Source organism: Enterococcus sp. BWR-S5 (assembly GCF_016745255.1).
Lineage (GTDB): Bacteria > Bacillota > Bacilli > Lactobacillales > Enterococcaceae > Enterococcus_L.
In genome coordinates this window covers 20,469-43,269 of sequence record NZ_JADOEQ010000022.1, presented here as the reverse complement: position 1 = coordinate 43,269, position 22,801 = coordinate 20,469, and the positions used below count along the sequence as shown (strand labels likewise).

Sequence of the window (22,801 nt, the reverse complement as noted above, 5' to 3'; positions counted from 1 at the left end):
ATTATCCTTTCTTGATTATCTCCCTCAAATAACGAGAGAAATCTTGATAGTTTTTAATATTCTCTAACTGCTTTTCTAACGCTTGATCATCAATCATCCGAATCATCAAGCGGCTGATTTCTTTATGCAAAAACAGATGTCCATTGCTGATATTAATCAGAAAAACCAGCTTTATCTGTTTCTCCTTAAAAGTGGCAGCGGGACGAAGTAAAATCACATCAATTCCTTCTCTGACTGCTCTTGCTTCCATCGGGTGAGGGCCGGCGATGCCATTTTGATAAATAGTATCCACCAGTTGTTCTCGTTGAAGCACAAGCTCGGTATAGCCAGAAGCAGCTTCTCCCAAAGCCTCCAGACGTTTCCCACGCTCATTCAACAATGACAGGTAGTCCGTTGCTTCTGTAATCAAAAAGTTCTGCTCCGTAAAAAGGGTCAGGAGCTGATTATCCATATCCGCTGTCAGCTTTCGGTTTTCCTGAATCAGCAGTAAATCCTTTTGAATTTTCTTGATTTCCTTTTCTGTTAATAACGCTTGTGTATAAATAATAGGCACTTTATTTTCTGCCAGTTCAATAGGCACCGTAGAAATAATCCGGTCAACCGAGTCATCAATGCTGCCGGCTTCTATAACTGAAAAGGTTCGAACCTCTGCATTGACAAAAATCTGTTCCAGCTTTGTTTTCAGGAAGTAGGAGGCTCCGCCCCCAGTTGCACAAATCACTGCAATTTTCTTATAACGTCTGATCGTCTCCTGCGATTTCTTTTCTAAGCTGGCAGCGAAATAAATCGCCAAATACCCCATTTCATCCTTACTGACTGACACATCGATAGTATCGCTGATTAGCTGAATGAACTCAAAAGTAATTGTAAATACATTGGCATAACGCGTATAGACATCTTCGATAATCGGATTCTCAAGCTGATGCCCTGTATATAACCGCTGCAGCAGCGGCGCAACATGAAGAGTCAGTGCATCCTTCAGCTCCTGATCCTGAGCGAACATCGTATGGTACTTTTCATCAATTGTTCCCAACGCCTGACTGATATAACCGTAAAGCTTATCGTATTGTCCAAACTCATTCACCGCCAGCATTTTTCCATAAAGCTGCTGGCTCAAATAGATTTGTTCATTTTCCGGTAATTGAATCCCTTCCTGCTCAGCCAAGTAATTGGCGATATCCTTTGTCAGCTTGGCGTAGCTATCTGCCTGTTGAAACGGCTGCAGCTCTTTTTTAATAAAATTTTGCTGTTTGATTCTGAACCCCAATAAAATGACATGAAGAAGGATATTATCCAGAACAGAATCATTCATCTTGATACCATGCCGGTGAACCAACTGAATCAGGAACGATCGAAAATTCTGTTCGTTAAAGGACTGACGAAATGCTGCATATTCCGCAGTTAATTCCGGTTGAGGAATATCGTTTCGCAGCAACCTTAAAATCAATGATCGTCGTTTTTCCTCTGAACCAATAATTTTGTACCCGTAATAAGGCTTGGCGTATAAGGTTAACTCATTTTCAGTCAACTCTTTTTTTATCTGCTGTAAATCCGTTTTGATTGTCGAAGCACTAACAGCTAATGTTTCCGAAATTTGATTGATTGTGACATACTCGTTAGAAAAAAGCAGCAGCAACGTAATCGTGGTTTTGCGTTCAACGGGACTTAAAAGCTCTGACTGATTCTCTTGAAAAAGCTGCTGAAAATAGTCGTTGAATACCATGTTGTCAGTTACTTCCAGCTTGTAGCCTATTCCTCGTTGATGGGTGATGTGAAAACCCCATTTGTCGGCTGTTTGATTGATTGCCTTGATATCCGTGGAAATCGTGCGGGATGATACACCCAAATATTCTGCAAGCTGCTGCTTCGAACAATACGCTGTAGTCTCTTTTAAATACCGGATGATTTTTGCTTCCCTCATGCACTTCCCCCCTCTGTAATTAAGATAGCGCGAAAGCGCTTCAATTAAAATGGTATCTTTTTCTGCTTAAAATGGAAATAGCTGACTCATATAGAAGGACACCGCCGAGCTCAGCATTTTCCAGTCACCTAACCATCGTTTAGAAAGCCTAAAAAAGAGTTCGAGCTCTCAATCACGCTCAAACTCTCTACTCCTTACTTGGTTCTTTCATTATTCATTTTTTCTCGCTGGTGAAGAACATTCTCGTTGCTGAAAACAAACCATAGAGACAACAAAGGTTTGCTTGTCTCTATGGTTTTTAAACTGATAAACTTCTTTCTATGGCTTCCCTTATCAGCAACTGCCGACTGACCGTAACTAATCATAGTTTTTGGCACTTGAAAAGAGGGATATCTTTTGAAAATGAAGGATGCCCTCACCTAAAATCACAATCTGACCGTTAGATAAATAGATTTTTTCATTTACTATTAGCGCAGGATCATTTTCTGCCAATCCCAATAATTCAGCATTTTCTTTTGAAAGATAATCTGCTTGGATTTTTCGATCTGCAAAGCCGATTTGCAGTTTTAAGGTTTTTGTCAAATAGTTATAAATCGATCCATGAGCAATCTCCTGACCTAAATAAGGAACAATTTCCTGGCGATAATAAGAACGCTCCACTCGAACAGGTTCATTATCCACAAACCGAACACGTCTCAAGTAATACAGCTGTTCGCCAACTGTACAATTCAACTCAGCTGCGATTTCCGCTGTTGCCGCAACCGTCTCCAAGCTAAGGATTTTGATTGTACTGGTTTCCTCCAAATGCTCGCTGGAAAAGCCTTTAATCAAATTCAAATTGGTGCTCTCATCAAAATTAATCGGGCGTAGATAAATCCCGCTGCCCTGAACTTTATAGACATACCCTTCATCTGTCAGCAAATTGATTGCACTTCGGATTGTGTTTCTACTGGCATCAAAATAAAGGCTCAGCTCTTTTTCAGTTGGAAGCTTACCCCGTTCACTATATTTTCCATCCACGATTTCTTTAATCAACTCAGTAGAAATTTCATGATATTTTGCCAATCGAAAACACCTCTGCTAAATAGTATTAGTAAATGTATTGCGTTGCCTTGACACATCTCTTTTACCATTATGCCAGAAAAGTTCGGTTCCTACCAGTTCATCTCGTTTTCCGTCCTCCTGAATGACAGAGAGAACTATCGTGAACAATTTTTTCTATCGATGAATCGAACGTGCCACCATCGAAATCGTATGCCGCGCGCCACGAATAGCCTTACTCAAGGCAAAGATATTTTCAACCGGAGCCAAGCCGGAATAACCTGCATCTCCAATATGCTGAATATCCACACCACATACCTTATTTTGAATCGCAATTTGTCGAATCGTCTCTTCATCTGAGCTTTCCTGACTTGTACCAATCGCTGACATAACCAGTGCTCCAAACTGATGCACAGTTTTTACTACTTCCTTCAGCTCTGAGGTATCAAAGCCGGGAACCGTTCCTACAGCTGGAACCAAAATAATATCTGCGCCACTCTCAACAAAGGATTGAATCGCTTGAATATCCGCTACAGGCTCATCTACACCTGCACCGTGCATTTTCCCAGCGATAATCAAGCCGCTGAAGTGTTCTTTTGCTCGCTTAATCGCTTCGTTAATTTGCTTGTTGGTCACACCAGTACCGGGATTTCCTGTCAGACAGATAAAATCAAAACCCAGTTGTTCACTTGTCTGCAGCGTTTCTTCGTTTGCTTGACGACCAAGTGCAATCGTCAATTTGTCCTCCGCCATTCGCGCTTCCTGATCGACCGGCTCCAAGTTTACACCAACTGGGCGGCCAACCAGTCGACGCAGTGTCTCAATGTCGGACTCTGAATTGTTTTCATCAGAATGAATACCGGCAATCACCGGATTCAGTACATCCACTCCGTTCAATAAAATCAAATCTGCACCAAATGCCCGAGCAACTTCTGCATTCGTTATGTCTCCAACAAGAGATTCACGTCCTGCAACATTTTCAGAAACAATCGTTCTTCCTTCACTGGCTTTGATGCTTTGCTTAAGCTCTGCCGCCGTCATCTCCAATAAATCTGAAGTATTTGCACTAAGTAATCGTTTTACCATTTTAGTTCCCTCGCAATTTTCTTTATTTTTGTGTATCGTTATCAGTTTCAGCCAATACATTCTGGCGTTCTACTGTTCGATAAAATGGATAGTAAATCATGACATCTAACACTATAAGTACCACTTGAAGAATAGCCCCACTGGCATGTCCGCCTGTCGCTAGAAATCCACTCAGAATCGGCGGCATCGTCCAAGGTACTGCCACACCAACGGTTTTTCCGACAATGCCCGATGACATGGCAAAGTAGGTGACGAGCGCATTGACCATCGGCGCTAGAATGAATGGAATCAGTAAGCTGATATTCAGCACAACCGGTAAACCAAACATCGCCGGCTCATTAATATTGAATATCCCCGGTGTCAGTGTCAACGGTGCCATTGTTTTTGTCAGCTGGCTGGAATTCTTTTTCAGCGCTACGATTGCTATAACGATGACCAAGCCAATGGTTGCACCACCACCGCCAATATAAACAAAGTTATCGATAAACGAAGACGTGATGATGTGAGGCAGCTCTGCCGTACGATCGGCTTGATAAATTACCCGGTTGGCATCTGTATTCATGAGCCAAATCGGACTGATAATGCTGTTCACCACATTACCGCCATGAATCCCCATAAACCAAAAGGCGCTGTTCAAGAAAATAGAAATGAGCGTTCCGCCAATCGTGGCACCTAGTATGCCTAATGGACCACCGAATATTTTCAGTAGAAGGTCATGAATATTCCCGATGTTCGTCGTATCTAAGATTGCAAATATAACCAACCAAAGCGTAACGATTACCGCACCCGGAATCAGTGCACTAAAGCTTTTCGAAACCGCAGGTGGTACAGAATCCGGCAATTTGATTTGAATGTTATGCTTGATAAACCACTGAAAGATTAATGCGGTAAGGATTCCTAAAACAATTGCCACAAATAATCCGCGACTTCCCATGTAATTTACCGGAATTCCTTCAATCGGTGCTTCATCTCCCGAAAGAATATTTGGCGTTGCCACCAAAAAAGAGGACAAAGCAATCACACCGGCAGAAGTTCCATCTACCCCATATTGATCCGCCAGACTGTGTGCAATGCCGAAGCTTGCGACTAATCCCATGATACCGAAGCTGCCATTTGTTCCCTTATTTAAATAATCAATAATACCTGTTTCAGCGAGCCAATCAATCCAAGCATCTATGGGAAAATTACTGATAATTAGAAAAAGTGAACCAATAATAATCAGCGGCATACTCAGTGTTATCCCATTTCTAATAGCAATCAGAACCCTATTTGCACCCAACTTTGCTGCAATCGGCAGCAGTTTTTCTTCTAAAACCGAATTAAACTTATTCATTTATTACACCCTCTTCTCTTTTGAAAACGCTCATCGACTCATGTGTAAAAACGACAACCAATAGTATTTTGTGACATCCGACTCAGCTTTCTTTCCTCCCTCTATATTTGTTGGTACCAATTTTATTCTATGGTACCACATTCAGAAATCGCTTTCAACAAGAAAATAAAAATAGATACCTACCAATTAAAAAAGGCTTCCTGCGAAAGCGTCATTCACGCCAGCAAGAAGCCCTGTATCAGCCATTATTCCATTTTTTTAGGCAACAACATCATTACTCTAAGTAACTCTTATCTCCAATACTTTCCACCGTATAGCTTCCATCTTTGTAGACAACCTTCGTCACACTGCAATTACCGATATCTTCTCCCTGATAAGAACCGGGAGCGATGAGTTCCAAAATCGTAGGAATTTCACTGCCATGGGAAACAATCAGTACATTGCCGCCCTTTTCTGAGGTTTCATCAATAATTTGATCCAATGCTTCCTCTGTTCTTTTTGTGATTTCATCGTAGGTTTCCGCAGTCTTGGTCTCATCGTTTTCAGCAATCGTATTGGCAATTTCTTCATCAGACATTTTTCTTGTCAGTTCACCATACTGAGTCCAGTCTTCATCAAAGGTCAGACCGTGCTCCTCAAAAAGTGGTATCCACATTTCTGAGTTGTCTCGTCCTTCATAGCCGCCATAGCCCCATTCTCTGATACCAGATAAGGTCGTCAGCTCTGTTTTTTCATTCCCTGAGTTTTTCAGGATATACTCGGCAGTAGAAACTGCTCGACCCAAGTCACTGGAATAGGCTTTGGTAAAAGTCGTTCCCTTCAAGCCTTGTCCCAGCTTCTCAGCACCCTCCACACCAACGTCGGTTAATGGTGTATCAGACCAGCCCTGTACTTGTCCTGTCGTATTAAACATCGTCTTGCCATGGCGAACAAAGTACAACACGGTTTCTTCCGCTGCTGCTTTTCCAGTTTCTGATGTACCGACTTTCCCACTATCGCCGCTATTGCAGCCAGCCAATAACAACCCAACAACTAAACTTACAACACCTAATTTCACCAGTCGTTTCATGCTATTCTACTCCTTCTTCACTGTTATTTTCGATTACTTTTTTAAACCAATGGAAGGAGTCTTTTTTACTTCTTTTCAGACTACCTTGCCCTTTGTCATCTAAATCAACGTGAATAAAGCCATAGCGTTTGCTCATCTCACCAGTTGTGGCGCTGACTAAATCGATAGGTCCCCAAACAAGATACCCCAGACACTCCACGTAATCTTCTTCTACTGCTTTTCTGATTTGCTCAACATGCTCTGTCAGATACTCAATACGATAGTCGTCATGAATCTGTCCATCTGCTTCTACTACATCCTGTGCACCTAAGCCGTTTTCGGTAATTATAATCGGCAGTTCGTACCGACGATACAAGTAGTTCATCACATATCTAATGCCAGTCGCATCAATCGCCCAGCCCCACTTAGACTGTTTCAAATAAGGATTTTGAACACCACCGAAAAGTGACGCCTCTCCTCCGATTTCTTCTTTTGGCTCAGCCACACTTGAGAAGTAATAGTTCAAGCCGATAAAGTCCAGTGTCCCTTTGGCAAAATCTTCTTGATCCTCCTCTGTGATAGTGACAGTCAAGCCAGCCGCTTGGTATTCCTTCAGCTTATAGCGTGGAAATTTGCCATTGCACATCGCATCAATTTGATAGTAATCTCGATCGTTCTCCAAGAAACCTTTTAATACATTTTCAGGATCGCAATTATAGGAATAAATCGGGTTTAAGCCAAAGACACAACCAACAATATTTTCTTTATTGATTTCATGGGCCAAGCGCACCGCCTTCACTCCTGCAAGCGTCATGTTATAGCCTATAGTCGCCAGTTCCTGTGCTTTATTTTGCAGCTCACTATATTTCAAGCCTGCTACCAAATAAGTAAAAATGTCGGAATGCTCGGACTGAGGATCAATGTGATTCATCTCATTGAAGGTGACCCAATACTTGACCCTGCCATCGTATGCTCTCATCACTGTTTCACAGAATGTCAAATAAAAATCAATGACCTTTCTGCTTTTCCATGACCCATACTGTTGAACCAAATGAATCGGCAACTCAAAATGATACAAAGTCACAATCGGCTCAATGCCAGCTTCAAGCAGCGTATCAATAACTGAACCGTAGAAATCCAGCCCCGCTTGATTAGGCTCTGCATCATCTCCATTTGGAAAAATCCGTGACCAGTCAATGGATAACCGTAATGCTGTAAAGCCCATCTCCTTAAAGAGTGCAATATCTTCCTTGTAACGATGGTAAAAATCGATGCCCTGATGGGAGGGATAATCCAGCCCCGCTTCAATCGTCGCAGTAATTGCCCGTGGAACATCTTTAGAGCCCTTCGTTACGAAATCCATAATGGCCGGTCCTTTCCCGCCTTCTTGCCAAGCCCCTTCGCATTGATGGGCAGCAATACTGCCGCCCCAGAAAAACTCTTGTGGTAAACTCATTTTCTCTACCTCCTGTTAAAAGACTACGGTTAATAGCTCATCCGCATCATTTGCATTTGCTGAAATTACATCTAAATAGTCATTGGAATTTGTGATAACCGCCATAATCGTTGGATCAAAGCCCGCTTCTTTAATTTTATCTACTTCAAATACCGCCAGCTGCTCGCCTTTTCTTACCTTCTGTCCTTGTGTCACAAAGCTTTCGAAAAACTGACCGTTCAGGTTTACAGTATCGACACCGATATGGATCAGCAGTTCAATCCCACTCTCTGTTCGAATCCCGTAGGCATGCTTTGTTGGAAAAACAACAGTGATTGTTCCATCTACCGGAGATAGAACAGTCGCTTGAGACTCACTTGGAATAATGCCCAGTCCTTTGCCTAAAGCACCTGAAGCAAAGGCCTGATCGCTTACCTCATTTAACGCAATTACTTCGCCGTCAGCAATTTTACCAATCGCTGCCTGTTTCAAGCCTTGTATATCACCGCTGATAATTGGTTCTTCATCCTCTGACAGCTCAGCTGTTGTCTTCTCGCTACTTGGAATACCTAATCCATAAGCCACTACTGTCGCTATAACAAATGCAACGACAACACTGATTAGCATCCATACAAAGTTAGCTACACCACCAGCTAGATATGTTGGCATAGCCGCTAGGCCCCAAACCATCCCCATTGTTTTGACACCAGCTAAACCGGCAATCATACCACCAGCTCCGCCACCGATAATCACTGCTAAAAATGGCCGACGATATTTCATGAATACCCCAAAAATGGCAGGTTCAGTAATCCCCATAAGTGCACTGAAGCTGACTGTTCCGAAGGTTTGTTTTTCTTTTCCTTTACTGGCACGCAGGAAGTAACCGACCATCGTTCCGCAAACAGCCACATCTGAAATCGTCGCTGCAGCCATGAAGATTGGATCGTATCCTAGAGACGCTAAGAAATTTAAAACAAGTGGGTAAGTAAAGTTTGCGGCTCCTAATACAATTAAAAATGGTTGCGTAGCAGCATAAAGGGTTACTACAATCCAATTCCCCATAGTCGTCATTAATAAGTTAAAGAATGCATCCAGCCCATTACCAATCCACGTTCCGATTGGTCCAAAAATCATTAAAATGATTGGAAGAGTAATCACCAGAGAAAGCATGGGAACTAAGAAATAATGCAGACTCTTTGGAATGAGCTTATTCAAATACTTTATTGCCAGACCTAAAAACCAAACCCCAAGCATGATTGGAATAAATGTATTCGCATAGCCGATCGTCTGTAACTGAAAACCAAAAATCGATAGCCCTTCAACACCATCAATATTTGATGATAGCAATGTAACTGCCAGCACCATTGCAAGGTATTGATTCACATGCAGACGTTTGGCTGCTGAAGCTGCAATAAATACTGGTAGAAAATGGAACACTGCGCCACGCAGCGTGTCAAAAATCATGTAGGTTGGACTTTCAGCAGAGACAATCCCTGTTAGTGTAAAGATTGCCATAATCCCAGCTAAAATCCCCGCAGCCAGTAAAACCTCTACGATAGAGGTCATCGTTTCAGAAATCACGACCAGAATTGACCCCACAATCCCTTTTATTCCTTTCGGTTTATCCGCTTTGGGACTATTATCCGCCGGTGTTAGTCCCAGCATCGCCATAAATTCAGCATAAACATCCATCACATGTGTACCAATAATGATTTGATAAGCCACCTCATTGGACACAACGTCAATAACACCATCCAACTCTTTGATTTCTTCTGTTTTGGCAGCAGCCCGATCCTTTAAAGTCAATCTCAGACGTGTCACACAGTGGGCGACTGCCTGTATGTTCTCCTTGCCTCCGACAAGCTCAATAATTTGTTCGTTCAGTTTTTCATAACTCATCTATTTTTCCTCCAGTCGTTCGGTCACTCGATTAATATGCAGCATCAAATAGGTTTCTTCATTGACTGTAATCACCGTCTTAAACTGCGACTTGATATACACCTTGATTTTTTGCACTGCTTTGAATGATTCCGAGTATAGTTGGCTGACCTGTTTGTACAGGTCTAATGATTCTTTTTCATCCTCATGTATTTCTCCGCGAATGATTCGTTGAACAAAATACTGTAAATGTGTTGTAAAACGCATATAGTTTGTTGAGCGCTCATCCAGCTTCACTTGAAAATGCAGCTCGATAATCGAAACGATATCACTTAAGGCTCTCATTTCCTTGATACGATCTTCCTTCGTTTCCCGACTCTCTTCCATATTTACAAAGTGAAGGGTCAGCGAAACTGCTTCATCCTCCGGCAGCTCAATGCCTTTTTGTTCAGTAATCATCTGCAAGGCTTTGAGGCCTACCTCAAAATGCTTCGGATAAAATCGTTTGATATCCCAGATTAACGGGCTCTTGATAAACTGGTTCTTTTCCACACGCTTCAACAGGAACTCCAAATGATCGAGAAGAGTCAAACTTAAATAATCACTTGCTATGATCCCCAACTCCGATTCGCTATAGGAAATAATATTATCAATCAGAATGATGTCATTTGGATCTGAGTGAGACAAAAGATAGCTGAAATGATCCAGCATGTCGTAAGAATCCAAAATATACATTTTTTCTATTTCATGCTCAGGAACCTGCTCTCCTTTTTTCCGTCTGAAGCCGATTCCTTTAGAAACTACAAAGACCTCACATCCCCCTCTTTTGACCAAAGCAACATTGTTATTTAATATTTGACTGATCTTCATTTTTTCCTCCTTTCCAGAAAAAAAACCCAAGAAAGCCTATAAAAAGCACACTGCTTTTCATACACTTTCTTGAGTTCTGCCTGATGTATTCAGTAACATACTCAAAATCACGACTACGGCGCCATGATTCGATTTTTTTTCTAATTTTTCGTCTTCATTCTATCGAACCTCAAGGGAAATGTCAACGTTTTCTTTGTTTATTTCGTTTTGATTTGACTCATAATGAGCTTCATCTGACTGGTTAACAGCTTTACCTGATTTTCCAGTACATTGATTCGCTTTTCAGCCCAAGCAAGCTCAGCTGCCAGCTCAGAAGTCGTTTTTTCTTTATTAGTTGCTGCTTTCTCCGCATATAGTTCTGTCTTTCCTGAATGTTCATATTGCAGAAGCAACTCGGAAATCTGTGTATCTTCAATCGTTACCTGTACTCTGTCAATTGTCTGTCCAGTGTCATTCAAATAGCTTGTTGATATGGTTCGCATCCCCTTCAGAGCATTAGGGCCAACGGCATAGCCCTTGTTTGTCTCCTCTATGAGCTTCTGCTCCACCATCCATTGGTAAAAAATGGGTTGATTAAGCCCATATTCTTTTCTTACTTCCTGCAATTTCATAAGATCCCCTCCATTGTTGATCCGCCAAAGCACAGAAGCTGCTGCAAACAAAATCCTCACTACCAAAAGTATACAGCAAATTCATCACAAACTAAATATATTTCTTACAAAGAAAAACTTTTTATCATTACTGATAAAAGAAAAGCAAGGATAACTCTTCTCCTACCTTCATCTCTTAGTTTACCAAAAATTTGCCAATCATAAAAAATGTATGTGCTATTTTCCGACTTTTTAAATAATCCATAAAAACTACTGACTAACGTTTAACCGCATATCAATCATGGCTTTAATAATAACACCTCATGCTTCTCAAAATAGGGAGCTGTCATTTCCTGCCAGCGGGCTTCCAGAAACTGTGAGGCAGAGATAGGCATTAAGCCGTAATTTCCCAGCGCATAGCCATCATTGACTTCAACTACCAAGGTTCTACCGTCAGCTGTAACACCAATATCCAATGCATACGCACAAGGACTCGTTTGCCAGGCTGCCACAGCTTCATCTACTACAGAAGCATCGTAACATAGATGATGATAATCGCCTTTATATGGTCGAACATCCAGAACCTTTCTGTTTAGCACAAACACTCGCCATTCGGCTTGAAAAGAAACATCCTCACTAATCCATACGGGGAAATCAAAAGGTAAGCCGATACCAATTAAATCTCGTGTACCATTCACAACTCTGCCGGTAAACGCTTTGTCTGCTAACAAGGGTTTGACGAACTGTCCCCAATTATCAGGATTATTCACGATTTCGCCTAAAAAACCTGTACGAATCTTACGGCCATAAAACGCTGAGAGCTCAGAAGGATAATCTTCAAAAGCTGTTTCAATTCCCATCAAGGTCAAAATATCTAACGTCTCTTTGATGTAATCAACAACAATATCTTCTTTTCTTAATTCCTTGATTTCATTCACCGACTGATAGCGAACAATTTCTTCTCCTCTCAAATAGAAGCCCACCAGTGCATTGTACTTATTGATACTGGTTTCAGTGGGTATTGCTGCTTCTCTTATATAGACAGTCATCTCTGCCACTCCTTTCACTAGTGATTCACAAGTGCAACACTTATTCATTAAAGAAAAGGAGAATCCTCTCCTGTTCTTTCCAATCAGTTTTTGATATTCCCCATAACATCATCAAAGGTCTCTACTGTATTCAACAATAATTCGATTACTTGTGATTTTGTCAGGCGCAACCCTCTACGGTCACGAGCATCTTCAACTAAATGCTCCAGCTTTTCCAGATTTTTATCATCCAAACTAATCATTACTCGATTTTTATCTGTTGCCACATTGTCACCTCTAGCCTTGTTTTGTTATTGATATAATAACATAAGTGTTACACCTGTGCAACACAACTCTTTTACTTCAATAAAAGACGAGTTGATTTTCTGATACAATGATCTCCAGCGTTTTTTGACCCCTTCGATCAGTAAAGCTACGTAAGAACTCCACCCCAATATACCGATAGCCATGCTGCACTTCCGTATATCAGGACGTATTCTTTAACACTGTTTCCTATTATTTCATTCAACTCTGTAACAGTACTAAGGCAAATTTTTTCGTGTACTCACTGACCTCATGATTCAACTCAAGACTAAAACCGTGCTTATCGGCAATCGTTTTTGAAATCGCTAAGCCTAAGCCGCTGCCGTGAAAATTCCGCTCTGTTTGGTTCTCACTGACAAAGGGCTTGAATAGCTGCTCTCGCTGTACTTCCGGAATCGGCGTGCCATTATCGGCAAAGATGATTTCCATTTGGTCGTCCTTATTTTCGACAGCAATCAATAGCTTCGTCCCCGCTGGATTATGCCGACACGCATTGACAATCAGATTAGTAAAAACTCTCTTCATTTCCACTTTATCAACGAAATGAACGTTTTCCTGCTCAGGAATATTGAGAAGCAGCTCAATCGAATACGCCTCAATCACATCATAAACCTCTGCTACTGTTTCCTTTAGCAAATAACTTATATCAAGCGCCTCTTTTTTCAGTTGGAAATCCTCTGAATTCAGCTTAGTGTATTGAAACAGTAAATCCAACAACTCATTTGCAGCTTCCGATTTCTGATGGATGATTAATGCCAGTTCGTTTCTCTCTGCCTCCGTCGTTACCACATTTTCATGGAGAGCTTTTGAAAAACCGTTGATACTTGTCAAAGGTGTTTTCAAGTCATGAGCGATATTGGCAAATAGAAGTGTCTGAGCCTTTGCCAGCTCATGGCTTTTTTCAGTAATTTTCTTATCAATCGAACGGTAAAACAAATACGAAAATAGGGCGACAGCCAGTATTTGTGACACACCGCCTAAAACTAGCGCATACATCCGATAATCCTCTGCCAAAAAATATTGTCCATACTCAAACGCAAAGCTGTCAAGTAAAGATACAATCACAGACAACAGCAAAAAGAAAAGGACAAACCGCTTTAAAATCGCATTTCTAAGCTCCTTCATGATTTTTCTCCAATCGATACCCTAAGCCTCTAATGGTTTTAATTCTTTCAGGACCTATTTTATCTCTCAGCTTGCTCATCATCACACGGATACTGTTGTCACTGACGATTTCATCCTTCCAGCCTTGTTCGAAAATCTGTTCTCGAGTAAAGACTCTGCCAGGATTTTCCATCAGCAGCTTCAATACACGGAATTCGACCGCTGACAGCTCAATCTCGTCCTCGGCCTCTGTTCGCACCGTACATGAATGAGTATCCAGCTTCAGGCTTCCTACTGAAATATGAGCGGTATCAAGCCCTATGTTCGAGCCTAATGTGTTATACCGGCGAAGCAATGCCTTGACTCGTGCAACAACCTCAAGCGGGTCAAAGGGTTTGATAATATAATCGTCTGCACCTAACTCTAAACCGAAAATACGATCAGAGGAGTCGACACAGGCTGAAATAACAATAATCGGTATGTTGCTGTTTTTCCTTACACGTTTAATCAGTTCAAAACCGCCAATCTCAGGCATCAGGATATCGACAATCAATAAGTCAATCGTCCGTTCTTCAAGAACTGTCAAGGCCTCTTTTCCATCATATGCCTCATACAGCGTTAGCTCATCTCGTTCTAAGTATAGTTTTAACAGCTTGATAATCTCCTTCTCATCATCGACTGCAAGTATGTGGTATCCCATCTATTCATCCCTCTTTTCAGCTAGTTAACAGCTTTTTTGCTATGTACATTCAAAATTTTCATTCCCTCAGGGTCTCTTTGCCAAAACAAGTACACTCATTTTCTACATTCGTTACTCCTCCTTCCATTTTACAATAAAACAAGAGTCTCAGCTCTCCTTTCTTTTGAAAAATAGGACACTTTATATCGGCATTTGTCCTCCCAAGCCACTTAACAAAAACACAGTTGAACCGTCTGCTGTCCAACTGTGCTTATTTTTCCACTTAGTATGTTCGATTAGTCCACGAGCTTTCTTAACTTAATAAACAGGTATTAGCCAGATAATCGATTTAAACTTCTGTCTCCAGCATTTTAGCGCTGACCTGTCCAATTCTCTGTTCCAGCTCTCGCTCCATATACTTTCCTAAGAACAGTTCATCTGTAATCAAGCCATCCTCCATAAATAGGACACGTTCACTTTGCGCTGCGACTTTGGCATCATGGGTGACGATTAAAATCGTTGTCCCTTCTCGGTTAATTCGAATCAGACTATTCATAATCTCCTGCGCTGCTTTTGAATTCAATGCCCCTGTAGGCTCGTCGCCAAAAAGTATCTCAGGTTGTCCGACAAGTGCACGACAGATACCGGCTCTTTGCAACTGTCCGCCAGATACCTGAGTGATTCTACGGTCAGCTAATTCCTCAATTCCTACCTTCTCCATCAGACGTTCAGCACGACTAAATACTTCCTTCGGCTGATTGCTCTTGTCACGCAACATTGGCAAGACAATATTATCTAAAATCGAAAGGTTTTTCAGTAACGTAGGCTGTTGAAAGATAAAGCCCATCTGTGTTCTTCGCAAATTTGCAAGAGCTTCCTCGGTCATATCATTCAATCGCTGTCCTTGAAAATCAACGGTTCCGCCATTCATTGTGTCCATTCCGCTCAACGCGTACATCAGAGTAGATTTTCCTGAGCCGGATGCTCCCATGATTGACACGAATTCTCCTTTATAAATATCTATATCTATCCCGTTTAATACCTTCACCTCTTCTGTCTGCTCACCAAAGGTCTTGATGATGCCTTTTCCTATTATTAATTTTTCCATTGTCTTTACTCCTTTAAATTTTCTGCAATATTGATTATGCCGGCTTTTTTATTGATAAGCTTGGTCGTCAAGACAGTCATCAGAAACATCAGTATCGGACACCCTAGATAAATCAGCAAACTACCACTTAACTGAAATGCGGTCATCCCCATCATCGACATCATTACACTTGCTAAAACGGGTCCTAGAGTACTTGCCAGCAAAGTTCCCAGAAGCAAGCCTGCAACTAGAATAATCAGGCTTCGAGAAAGATATTGAGTAGAAATATCTTTGTTGGTATAACCGATTGCTTTCAATGCAGCAATTTCTTTTTTGTCTTTAACAACTAACAGCTTCATGAATAATGCCGTCACTAACCCGGTGATAAGCAATGCTACGGCAATTGAACCCAGTGCTACTCCTCCTATCGATTGGATGGTCGGCCCAAATATTTGTTCTTTGTATAAGGAAACATTGTATATTTTGGCAAAAGGCAGCGCTGCCTTATATTCAGCCATTTTTTCATCAGCTTTGGTCGGGTCGTTCAGCTTGATGAAATAGCTTTTCCACATCGTTTCAGTAGTTGTATCTGTAAATGCTGCCTTTGCCGTCTTCCCGCCATTAAAAATGTTAGAATAGACACCACATAAAATCAGTTCTTTTTCCTCGCCGTTTTTAACAATTGTGATAGTATCTCCCAATCGCATTTGATATTCTTCTACATTTAGCTGCGATAATGCAATTTCATTTTCCTGAATTGGTGCCTTCCCCTCTGTGTACTCAACCGGAAAGTTATTATGATCTCCAAGCTCAACGGTCAAGATACTGTCTGCACCATTTTGCGACTTGACCTTAAAGGGCTTCGTCGTGATTTCATTATAGGCTTCGATTTCTTCATCAGAGGTCAGCTTCTTTTCCAGCTGCTCTGCATGTACTTCCGTCTCTTCATCCTGATAAAGACTAGCCATCATATCCATTTGTCCATAACCAAGATACTCTGTAAATGATTCCGACGACATGCTTTGATAGGTCAAGCTCGGAACAATCATGATGAAGGATGCCAGCATAAATACTAAAAGCATCGTGAGATACATTTTCTTACGACTGACCACATCAACAACACCCATAAATACGTTTGTCGGAAGCCACTTGAAAGCTTGCAGACTGATTGGCTTTCGCGTAGATACTTTTTCCTCCGAGCCATTTGTCCGAATAGCTTTCACAGCAGAAATCTTCTTAAATCGGTTCAATAACAGATACACATAAGCAAGAATCAAGAGCCATAAGAGCAGCACACCGACGATTCCTATCAGTTGACTGAATCCTTCTTTGCCGCTTTCCCCCATCACTAATTTTATATCTGCTAATAAACGCTGACTCAAAGGAATAGAGAGCAGATAGCCGACAATTCCTCCGATAAAAGCGACCAATGCATACTTCGCCAGATAGATTTTCTTGATGTCTCTCACCTGCAGTCCAATCGCCTTCATTACGCCAATCTCTTTGAAATCTTCTTCTATTTTCGCCAACAGTGTAAATCGGATACTCATGAATGCCATAGCAACAACCAGCAAGCTCACCAGTAAAAGAATCGCAATCATAATCCCATCGGAAATCGCATTAATGACCTTAAACAAGCCCAAGGTTCCGGACGGTCCATTCATTTCCAAATCCGCATCCCGATACGCTGCTTCAAACTCGTTCAGCTTACTCAAATCGTTCAATCGAAATTGAATGATGTATTCCAAGCTTCCTTCGGAGAATAGCTCTGCATAATCCTCCTTGTTAACTAAGAAACGCTTCGATGAAGCAAAATTGGCATTCATCTGGCCGTCACGCACTGCGCCTTTGACCGTCAGTTCTTTTCCCGCAATTGTCAGCTCGTCGCCAACCTTAATCAGCCCTTCTTTTACATAAGCAATCGGCGCATAGACCTCTCCTTTATTTACCTGTATCGGCTGATTCTCCAAATCAAGCATAAAATCAAAGGCTTTATTTTGCACTGCGATACCATTGTCCTGCACATTATCGGCAAATGTATAGTCACCGACTTGAATTTTTCCGCCTTCGATATTGAGAAACTCGCTAAGCTGATATTGTTCAACAAGTGAATTATTGTCCGCAAATTCCTGCATTCGTTCTTTGTCAAGCTCTCCTCCATGCATCTGCATGTAATGAGGGCTCCTAGTCTGCTCAAGAAGATTGTCAATTGACCCAGACAGGTTCACCCCTAATACCGCTGCCAATGTAATCAACACTGCTGCTACAGTGATAAACATCGTTGTTGTTGCTGTAATTAGCTTACTTTGTAGTACATCGTTTCGAATAATACGAAAATACATAATCCCACTCCTTTATTGGTTGATAATGAATACAACACTTTTCTTATCTACACCAATAGAATACAGAGCGAACCTTTCTCCCAATCACAAAAAGTATTAACTGAACATTAAATAAAGGAATGGACACTGTTTTTTATACAAAAAAAGAGTAGGACAATCGCCCTGCTCTTTCATACTAAAACTACATAAAACGATATTCTCATTCTTAAATCTTTACACTTCGACTAGTCATCCGTCGTTATATAGTCCACACCTGCCGCTCGCATCTCCGACATTTTACTAGCTGGAACAGTCCATGCTCCGACACTTAATCCTTGGTCCTTCGCTCTTTTTACCTTTTCGGCAGTTACATTGGACCAAATGATGTTCAGACCGGTGCGCTCGCCCAAGGTTTGGGCTTGTTGGATTGTATCTCCCGTAATATCTGACGTCAGGTATAGGGTACTAATTTCCGGCATCTTTTCTTTCATTATACGTAATGGTTCCAGATAGAAAGAGATGAATTTCACATGCTCACCAAAGCCATAGCCTCTAACAATAGAAACCAGATTATTATAGCTTTCATCTGAAGCATTATCTATCTTTATTTCGATAACCGGAACAAGAGCTTTCTTTTTACAAATAGCCAGGTATTCCTCTAATGTTGGTACAAGTAACTGGTCGCTAGGGTAATCACTCAAGCCGTTTCCTGCATCAAATTGATATTGCTGTATTTCATCAAACGTCAGTTGTTCCACAAATCCGGAACCATTTGTTGTCCGGTCAATCGTTGGATCATGCATGATTACCCAACGGTTGTCAGCAGTCAACCGAATGTCGGTTTCCACCGCAAAATAGCTGGATTGTTCGAATGCCGGAATGGAATTTTCCGGTGCATTCTTGTGATTCCCTCTATGATTGACATACTGAGGCAAAGCGGCTTCCGGTATTTTCGTTGATGTATGTCCCAACATCGTCAATCCCACCTTCTCTACTTCTGCGTATACATGGGTGATTAGAGTTGTTCCGTTCCAATGATATTTTCGTAAATCGATATCCGCATACCAGAGGCCCTTTTCTTTATCATATGAGCCTGTATGCCAAGTAATATCATCTTGTCCACTAACACTTGTCCACATGGGGAACATAACTTTCTTGACTCTTTGATTCTGCGCTAATTCTATAGATACCCTGTAGATTGACTCTGATTCCGATTTTAGTGCCAGATTTAAATTTTCAGGATACAGCTTAAATTCAGGCATTTGCAAATTACTACTAACGGAATAAACAGAGCACAAATTATTTTTTCCATAGATATAAGCATGGAGCAAGTATTGCCCGGTTTCATAATTATGGTTTTTCGTGTCAACAGTCAATGTGAAGGTCCCGTCTTTCTCCTTCACAGTTGGGTACCATCTGATATCATCCTGCCCCTTATAATTGGTCCACACCGGAATATCGATTTTCTCAATTGTCTCCGGTTCATGTACCGTCAAGGTCACAGTAAATTTGCCATTCTCAGCTTGAGACATATCGAACGTCTTGTCAATTAGCATTGGCTTCTGTATATCAAAAGTTTTATGCGTGACAAATTTCAGTCCGGCTGTTGTGGTAGCCCAAACGTGGGTCTGCGAAAGGCCGCCATCTCTGTGGTTTTTTACGTCAATATCTGCATACCACGTATCTGTTTTACTATCATATTTCCCTTGATACCATTTAATATCGTCTTGCCCACGAGCATTTGTCCATGTCGGAAAAGAAACAGCTTTAGCCGAGCCATTCAGTTTAATGGTTGCCCGATACGTTGATTTTTTTGTATCCTTGGCAGCTACAGTCAAGTCTCCCTTCAACGGTTCTTCTTTTACTTGTACATTTTCTGCCACAGAAATTGCAGACACTTGATTAGTGCTAGAGTACATGTAAGCATGGACAAAATATTTCCCTAAATCATACTTATGATTTTTATAGTCAAAATCCACAGTAAACGAATTGTCGGCTTGCTTTTCAGCTATATACCACTTAATATCGTCTTGTCCGTTTTTCTCTGACCAAATCGGCACACGAATTTGAGCAACGCGGTCCGGTTCATTGACTTGGAGAACTACTTTAAAACGACCCGATGTATCTGTCGGTTCTATTTTCGTTGAAGTAAACGATAATTTTGGTACAACATACGTATCGCCTCTAATAGAAAAAGAGCCTTTAGACGTTTTTATATACGTATGGGTAGTCATCGCTCCGGCGTCCTTATGATTTTCCATCGGGATGTCTACGAACCAGAGTTTTGTCTGATTATCGTATTTCCCGGTGTACCACTTCAGATCATCCTGCCCATTAACCACGGACCACGAAGGAAACGTCACTCCCTGTACATTTGGATTTTCCAGCTTAATCGATAAACGATAGTATTTATAGTTCTGGATTGGTACAGCACTAAACACTGCTCCGGCGGTTGGTGGCTGATTAATCGTCATCCGGTCAAGAACAAGCCCTTTCGTTTGATTGTCCGTTGTGGTTGTATACACATGGACGGAATACTGGCCCGTATTAAAGCCATGGTTTTTATAGTCAAACTCAACAACATAACGCCCATCAGATTGCTTAACTGCTTGATACCAGACGATATCCTTTTGCTTGGGATCAGACCAAATCGGAACACGAATCGATTTGATTAATTGAGGAGCTGCTGCTTCAAATATCAGTTTAAATTTTCCATTAGTCATTTCCGTTCGATCAACAGCCACAGTCCAACTGCCGCTTCGGCCGATAGCTACTTCCTGTCTGCTTCCATCGTTGGAAATAGACTGTCCCGACTGCCCCTGTTGTATATCTGAACTCGAACTGTCCGTTGTTACAGTTTCTTCTGTCTGCGCCTCAGATAGCGCAGAATCCTTGTATGCACTCTCTACAGCACCTGATATCGACGAATTTTCTTCGGCATCAGCCGCCATCGGACACATCACCAACAATAACCCCAACAACACTAACTTTTTCATTTATATACTCCTTATCTTTCTACTCAGCGCCTACTAATGCCTGTTGAAACTCCGCATATTCCTTGGGAAGCTGTTGAATAACCTCAGTGGCTTCCTCCTTTTGACTCTCCGATAAATTCATGGTGTAGATTTCCTGAATAGTTGCAAGTATCTTTTCACCATCTAAAACCTTGCCTGTCGACTTATAAGAGGCTACGTTTTCTTTTAATAAATCAATATTTGTTTGAAACACATCATTCTCCAATTCTGTCATCTCTGAGATTTCTGTCGTTTCACTTGTTGAGCTTTCCTTTGAACCAACATCCTCATCCGCTTTCCCTTGGCATCCTGCAAGAAAAGTCATAGCCAAAAGCATAGAAAAAATTATCTTTTTAATAAAAAGCGCCTCCTTTTTCCCGTGCATTCATTTCCTTAATTAAAAGTCTATCGCTATCTAATTGGATAAGCAATACTTTTTAGGGCTTTAATAATTTTTTCTGTTCGTTCTTCAAAGCCACTGTTAGCTAAAAAAATACGATCAATTACCCTTTTATCAAAGATATGCTGCACAAGCTCTTGTAACTTCTGGTCGTTCGCTATCCCATAATACCCCTCAATCCAGTCGCAATGTTCCTGAACGGTTGTATGGAAATAGCCTGTCAGAAATCCCACACCATCATCGGCATCTTCCGGAATAATTGTTGCGCCCTTTTCCCACTGACGACCTGCTTCTTGCCAAAAGCAAAAAGTTACATGCTCATACTCAATCGCAGGATCGTAAAGCCGCTCCAGCAGCTCTTTCGGTACCTGGTCATAAATGCCATCGTATACCTTATACTCCTCTTGGGCATAAGGTGAAAGCGCTGATTCGTGGTCAAAGCCTTTAATAATACAGTCCTCTTTGCCAAACACAGCAATCAGCTCATCTCCTGAACCATTATCGATTTTGCCAAAGGACAGCGCTTCTGTCCAAGTCGGAATCCAGTCATATACACGATACGCATAGTCTTCCTCTAATAAGATATCAATTGCTGCCCATGAGAGAAAAGCTTGCTGCAGCTCTTGTGCTGTTTTGAAAAGTGCTAGTTTGTTTGTCATTTTTCTTCTGCTCCTTTTCCTTCAGCCTTTGATTAACTAAACATGTAGCTTCGGGTAATCCCTAAATGCTCGAAGCCGTTTTTTTCGTATACGTGCTGTGCACGCATATTGTTATCAGCTGTATCTGTATGCAGCTCGGTCATCCCCTCGTCGATAAGGAATGCAAAAAGTAACTGCAAAGCCTGTGTACCAAAGCCTTTGTTCTGATGCTCATCCAACATAAAAATCCATCTTAGATAGGCAATGGCGTTTTCCGGTAAAAAGGCAACATTCGCTTGTCCAACCGCTTGCTCTCCCTCATAGAAGGTGAACATCTGCGTTTGGTTTTCCGTTTTTTCAGCTGGCTTCATCGACAAAGAAAATGCGGGTAGCTCTTTCGCAGAATCCAGCTTTTTTGCATAATAGACATTCGTATGCTCAACACGACAGCCATTATCCAACAATAGCTTTGCCACCTCGGGCATTGATTCATGGAGCTTCCCGTGATTCCCCGTGCAAGTCATGCCTAGCGCATGAAAAAAAGCGTACGATACATTCTGCTCTGTTTCTTGAAAATATTGGATTGCCACTGCCAACAGCTCTGCGCCAACTGCCTTTTCGTTTTTCAAAAAATGGATTTGTCGAATCACTCCAACCGAGTGTTCAAAGGATTTCTCTCCTGCTTCATCGTACCCATAGTTTGAACGACCAAACTGAATAAAGCCATTCACTGTACCGTCTGCCGTCAAACTACAATAGGTGACTAACTCACTATATTTTTTATCACCATCATAATCGATATCTTCAAAAAAACTTTCTTCCCAGCTCGTTTTAGATACTTCATGATAATATGGAACCTCTCCAACTAAATTTTCTCTGTAATAATCATACAAATTTTGACTACTTTTTTGTTCTACTAATTTTAACACTGTCTTCACTCCTTTTTACCAACGTTCTTCTCCATTATAAATTAGATATCTTCCCGCGACATCCTTTTCTTTGAA

The 22,801-nt window shown here is 41.4% G+C and carries 19 protein-coding genes; all 19 read right to left on the bottom strand.

Translation table 11 applies throughout. The annotated features are described in order from the left end of the window. Position 1: 1 nt before the first annotated feature. Positions 2 to 1,921 carry a BglG family transcription antiterminator gene (locus IW510_RS19515; RefSeq protein WP_202062554.1) on the bottom strand — a complete coding sequence of 640 codons (1,920 nt, stop codon included), beginning with the start codon at positions 1,919 to 1,921 and terminating at the stop codon, positions 2 to 4. A 357-nt stretch (positions 1,922 to 2,278) separates the two neighbouring features. Next, entirely contained in the window at positions 2,279 to 2,986 is a 708-nt protein-coding gene (locus tag IW510_RS19510; RefSeq protein WP_202062552.1) for a GntR family transcriptional regulator, read from the bottom strand. 153 nt (positions 2,987 to 3,139) lie between these two features. After that, complete coding sequence (locus IW510_RS19505) at positions 3,140 to 4,048, bottom strand: DUF7916 family protein (protein WP_202062550.1); 909 nt, start codon at positions 4,046 to 4,048, stop codon at positions 3,140 to 3,142. 22 nt (positions 4,049 to 4,070) lie between these two features. Then, a complete protein-coding gene (celB, locus tag IW510_RS19500; RefSeq protein ID WP_202062548.1) occupies positions 4,071 to 5,381 on the bottom strand; it encodes a PTS cellobiose transporter subunit IIC in 1,311 nt (436 codons plus the stop codon). Between the two features lie 274 nt (positions 5,382 to 5,655). Beyond that, the gene (locus IW510_RS19495) at positions 5,656 to 6,450 is read right to left on the bottom strand and encodes a histidine phosphatase family protein (RefSeq protein WP_202062545.1); all 795 of its coding nucleotides are present in this window, start codon (positions 6,448 to 6,450) and stop codon (positions 5,656 to 5,658) included. 1 nt (position 6,451) lies between these two features. Continuing rightward, a complete protein-coding gene (locus IW510_RS19490; protein WP_202062543.1) occupies positions 6,452 to 7,885 on the bottom strand; it encodes a glycoside hydrolase family 1 protein in 1,434 nt (477 codons plus the stop codon). 15 nt (positions 7,886 to 7,900) lie between these two features. Continuing rightward, positions 7,901 to 9,763 carry a beta-glucoside-specific PTS transporter subunit IIABC gene (locus tag IW510_RS19485; protein ID WP_202062541.1) on the bottom strand — a complete coding sequence of 621 codons (1,863 nt, stop codon included), beginning with the start codon at positions 9,761 to 9,763 and terminating at the stop codon, positions 7,901 to 7,903. After that, on the bottom strand, positions 9,764 to 10,612 hold the full coding sequence (locus IW510_RS19480) for a PRD domain-containing protein (protein WP_202062539.1): 849 nt from the start codon (positions 10,610 to 10,612) through the stop codon (positions 9,764 to 9,766). Between the two features lie 197 nt (positions 10,613 to 10,809). Then, on the bottom strand, positions 10,810 to 11,223 hold the full coding sequence (locus IW510_RS19475) for a hypothetical protein (protein ID WP_202062537.1): 414 nt from the start codon (positions 11,221 to 11,223) through the stop codon (positions 10,810 to 10,812). A 278-nt stretch (positions 11,224 to 11,501) separates the two neighbouring features. Then, entirely contained in the window at positions 11,502 to 12,251 is a 750-nt protein-coding gene (locus IW510_RS19470; protein WP_202062535.1) for an ATP-grasp domain-containing protein, read from the bottom strand. A gap of 83 nt (positions 12,252 to 12,334) precedes the next feature. Further along, positions 12,335 to 12,517 carry a CopG family transcriptional regulator gene (locus IW510_RS19465; RefSeq protein ID WP_086350614.1) on the bottom strand — a complete coding sequence of 61 codons (183 nt, stop codon included), beginning with the start codon at positions 12,515 to 12,517 and terminating at the stop codon, positions 12,335 to 12,337. A 238-nt stretch (positions 12,518 to 12,755) separates the two neighbouring features. Continuing rightward, a complete protein-coding gene (locus tag IW510_RS19460; RefSeq protein ID WP_202062533.1) occupies positions 12,756 to 13,679 on the bottom strand; it encodes a sensor histidine kinase in 924 nt (307 codons plus the stop codon). Beyond that, on the bottom strand, positions 13,666 to 14,358 hold the full coding sequence (locus IW510_RS19455) for a response regulator transcription factor (RefSeq protein WP_202062531.1): 693 nt from the start codon (positions 14,356 to 14,358) through the stop codon (positions 13,666 to 13,668). The genes IW510_RS19460 and IW510_RS19455 overlap by 14 nt, the downstream gene beginning before the upstream one ends. A gap of 328 nt (positions 14,359 to 14,686) precedes the next feature. Further along, complete coding sequence (locus IW510_RS19450; RefSeq protein ID WP_202062529.1) at positions 14,687 to 15,445, bottom strand: ABC transporter ATP-binding protein; 759 nt, start codon at positions 15,443 to 15,445, stop codon at positions 14,687 to 14,689. A gap of 5 nt (positions 15,446 to 15,450) precedes the next feature. Beyond that, complete coding sequence (locus IW510_RS19445; protein ID WP_202062527.1) at positions 15,451 to 17,766, bottom strand: ABC transporter permease; 2,316 nt, start codon at positions 17,764 to 17,766, stop codon at positions 15,451 to 15,453. A gap of 224 nt (positions 17,767 to 17,990) precedes the next feature. Next, a complete protein-coding gene (locus IW510_RS19440; protein WP_202062526.1) occupies positions 17,991 to 20,741 on the bottom strand; it encodes a GBS Bsp-like repeat-containing protein in 2,751 nt (916 codons plus the stop codon). Positions 20,742 to 20,760: 19 nt separating this feature from the next. After that, positions 20,761 to 21,144 (bottom strand): hypothetical protein, encoded by a 384-nt coding sequence (locus IW510_RS19435; protein WP_202062524.1) that lies wholly within the window; start codon positions 21,142 to 21,144, stop codon positions 20,761 to 20,763. Between the two features lie 26 nt (positions 21,145 to 21,170). Next, positions 21,171 to 21,818, bottom strand: coding sequence for a hypothetical protein (locus tag IW510_RS19430; protein WP_202062522.1), 648 nt, complete (start codon positions 21,816 to 21,818; stop codon positions 21,171 to 21,173). Between the two features lie 32 nt (positions 21,819 to 21,850). After that, positions 21,851 to 22,726, bottom strand: coding sequence for a GNAT family N-acetyltransferase (locus tag IW510_RS21620; RefSeq protein ID WP_202062520.1), 876 nt, complete (start codon positions 22,724 to 22,726; stop codon positions 21,851 to 21,853). Positions 22,727 to 22,801: the final 75 nt, after the last annotated feature.